Below are 3,206 nucleotides of genomic sequence, written 5' to 3'. Positions count from 1 at the left end.
CTATACATCAAGAATGTCGCAAAGAAACTAAACCTCAGACCACGGAAAAAACTCGGTTTTTCAAACCCGAAAACCGAGTTCTTCAAACAAATCGCTAATTTTGCACTTGCCAGTTGAACCTGCGTTTTTTTATTATTCACCCAGCTTGGCGATTATTAAGGAAATTTGTTAATGCCAATCCGATTTTTTTTGTAACTTTGCCTCTTGCAAGACGACCAAAATTTATAAACCCTATAATTTGGATTCAACATTATGAAAATTGAAAAAATCATTGGACGTGAGGTCCTTGACTCTCGTGGAAATCCCACAGTGGAGGTCGATGTTATTCTCGAATCTGGTGCTCGTGGACGTGCTTCTGTTCCTTCTGGAGCTTCTACCGGTGTTAACGAGGCTCTTGAACTGCGCGACGGCGACAAAAACCGTTACATGGGCAAGGGCGTGACCAAGGCTGTTGCCAACGTTAACGGTCCTATCGCCAACGCTCTTGTAGGCATGTCGGCTCTTGATCAGATCAAGATCGACGAGGCCATGCTTGCTCTTGACGGCACCGACACTAAGTCTAACCTCGGCGCAAATGCCATCCTCGGCGTATCGCTCGCTGTTGCTAAGGCTGCTGCCGACTATCTCGACCTGCCCCTTTACAAATACATCGGCGGATGCAACTCTTACGCTCTCCCCGTGCCCATGATGAATATCATCAACGGTGGAGCTCATTCTGACGCTCCCATCGCATTTCAGGAATTCATGATCCGTCCTATCGGTGCTTGCTGCTTCAAAGAAGGCATCCGCATGGGTACTGAGGTGTTCCACAACCTGAAGTCGGTGCTCAAAGAGCGCGGTCTTTCTACTGCTGTTGGCGATGAAGGTGGTTTCGCTCCTAACCTCGACGGTACCGAAGACGCTCTTAATGTCATCATGAAGGCTATCGAAAAGGCTGGCTACGTTCCCGGTAAGGACGTTACTATTGGTCTTGACTGCGCTTCTTCAGAGTTCTACAAAGACGGTATATATGACTATACTTGGAAGCAGGCCGATGGTCCCAAGTATACTTCACAGCAGCAGGCTGAGTACCTCAAGACTCTCGTTGAAAACTATCCCATCGACTCAATCGAGGACGGTATGGCTGAAAACGACTGGGAAGGTTGGAAGATTCTTACCGACTTGATTGGCGACCGTTGCCAGCTCGTTGGCGACGACCTCTTCGTTACCAACGTTAAATACCTCCAGAAAGGTATTGAGATGGGTTGCGCCAACTCTATCCTCGTTAAGGTTAACCAGATCGGTTCTCTCACTGAGACCCTCCGTGCGGTTGAGCTCGCTCAGCGCAATGGTTACACCGCAGTCATCTCTCACCGTTCAGGCGAGACCGAGGACGCTACTATCGCCGACATCGCTGTGGCTACCAACGCCGGACAGATCAAAACCGGTTCTGCAAGCCGTTCCGACCGTATGGCCAAGTACAACCAGCTCCTTCGCATTCAGGAAGAGCTCGGTAGCGACGCCGCTTACGGCTACGGCAAACTCACCAAGATGCCGCAGGCTTAATATTATAGGCTGAGTCCTTTAACGAAAAAGGCTGAAAACCGATTGTCGGTTTTCAGCCTTTCTTATTTCAATATTGTAAAATCTCTCTCTCTGTGATTATTGGCCCGTCATTGGACCTGTTGGTCCGGTCGGAGCTCCTACTCGGCCAGCCTTATCACTCTTATGCCCGATGCGCTGCGGTTTTTACGCAGGTATTCGCTCAATGGTGTCTTCTCTAGTACTACAGCGCCGGCCGCCGATGATGCGTGCATAAGGTGAGGCACGTTATCCTCTATTATCAATATTCCCATATGCTGTACGTCAAGGCCTTTTATTTGAGTCGTAATGAGTATTACATCGCCGTTGTGCAGTTGGCTTATCAAGTCTTTTGAGCCGGTTTTGTTCGATTTTATGTACGGAAACCTATGGTTCCTGTAGCCGAGTTCCATATTCTTTATCCCCGCATAATTGGCCGAGTCCCTGAGTGCCGCGTATTTGCTGCGGTTTTCACTCATGAAGTCAATGGTTTTTACGGCTGCTTGGTTATAGGGTAGGGAGCCTGTAGCCTCTTTCAGTATACCTCTGTGGACATTGTCGATAACCCATTCGCTTGCATAGTGCAGCCGCGAGGGATATCCGTTCAGCTCTCCGCCGCGATACCTTATCCGTTCAAGATTGTATACGAAGTCGCGCCACGACGTTCTTCCTTCTCCTACGGTGTATGCAAGTGCGAGCACCGTCTCGACATAGGTTGTGCAGTCAAGTTCGTCAAGGTTCACCGTTACGGCTTCCTCCCCTTGGTCAAGGGTGCCGGCTACGTAGGGTACTCCTAAAAATTGTTTTCCTATATATGCTACGCGGGCTTCGGGTTTGGCGTCTCCGGTATGAGCTTTTGCGTCCGCAAGTATCGCATTCAGTTTTATTGTGTCATTGGCTTCGTCATGAAACCGTGTACCTTTGATCTGCGACGCATTTCCGAAGCCTATGCATCCTGCTAAAATTACTCCTGTTAATATTTGTTTAATCATAATCATGGACTCTATTGAAACAAAATTACATAAATTTACTCATATTGCCAAGCGGATACGTATATAATATAGCGCCCGTTTCCTCCTTTGGTTGAAACATGGTGAATTTTTCTCCATATGCAAAGATTTGATACATAGCGTTATGGGAAATATTGCTCAAAAAACTTTGTAAAAATATGCTGCAATATTTGGATATTAAAATAAAACCGTCTAACTTTGCACTCGCTTTTGAGAAATGACGCTCATCCGGCAGAGGCCGATAAGATAGCGAAAAGCAAAATGAAAATTTTAAATGCGAAAAAGTTGTTAAAGATTTGCAGCATTGAAAAATTTGACTTAACTTTGTAAAACATTTCCGCTGTAAAATTTGTTGTTTACAGCACGCTGTTTGAACGCGGCGTAAAGCGTTTGAGAACATTGACAGAATTTAAATAGACAAGTAGTACAAGAGCATTAAAACTCGAGTCAATTCTACGCCATTAAATCGAGCGGACTGAGCAAGGTTTCGTACACAGTACAGAAAAAATACAAACAAACATACCAACAACGGAGAGTTTGATCCTGGCTCAGGATGAACGCTAGCGACAGGCCTAACACATGCAAGTCGAGGGGCAACGGGGATGTTAGCTTGCTAATATCTGCCGGCGACCGGCG

Annotated in this window: 2 protein-coding genes, 1 rRNA gene and 1 pseudogene; 3 read left to right on the top strand and 1 reads right to left on the bottom strand. The window is 46.7% G+C overall.

The genetic code is table 11. From position 1 onward, the window contains the following. Both FW767_RS13525 and eno read left to right on the top strand, forming a co-directional pair. Positions 1–117, top strand: a pseudogene (locus FW767_RS13525) (IS30 family transposase); the annotation flags it as partial. A gap of 135 nt (positions 118–252) precedes the next feature. Further along, positions 253–1,545, top strand: a complete 1,293-nt coding sequence (gene eno / locus FW767_RS12870) for a phosphopyruvate hydratase (RefSeq protein ID WP_121700414.1) — start codon at positions 253–255, stop codon at positions 1,543–1,545. 137 nt (positions 1,546–1,682) lie between these two features. Here eno and FW767_RS12865 read toward each other — a convergent pair whose 3' ends face one another. After that, the gene (locus FW767_RS12865; protein WP_205523922.1) at positions 1,683–2,552 is read right to left on the bottom strand and encodes an N-acetylmuramoyl-L-alanine amidase-like domain-containing protein; all 870 of its coding nucleotides are present in this window, start codon (positions 2,550–2,552) and stop codon (positions 1,683–1,685) included. Positions 2,553–3,095: 543 nt separating this feature from the next. Here FW767_RS12865 and FW767_RS12860 point away from each other — a divergent pair. Beyond that, positions 3,096–3,206 (top strand): 16S ribosomal RNA (locus FW767_RS12860); the annotation flags it as partial.

It is taken from the genome of Heminiphilus faecis, assembly GCF_008728965.1.
Lineage (GTDB): Bacteria > Bacteroidota > Bacteroidia > Bacteroidales > Muribaculaceae > Muribaculum > Muribaculum faecis.
This window is presented reverse-complemented; position numbering and strand designations above follow the sequence as displayed.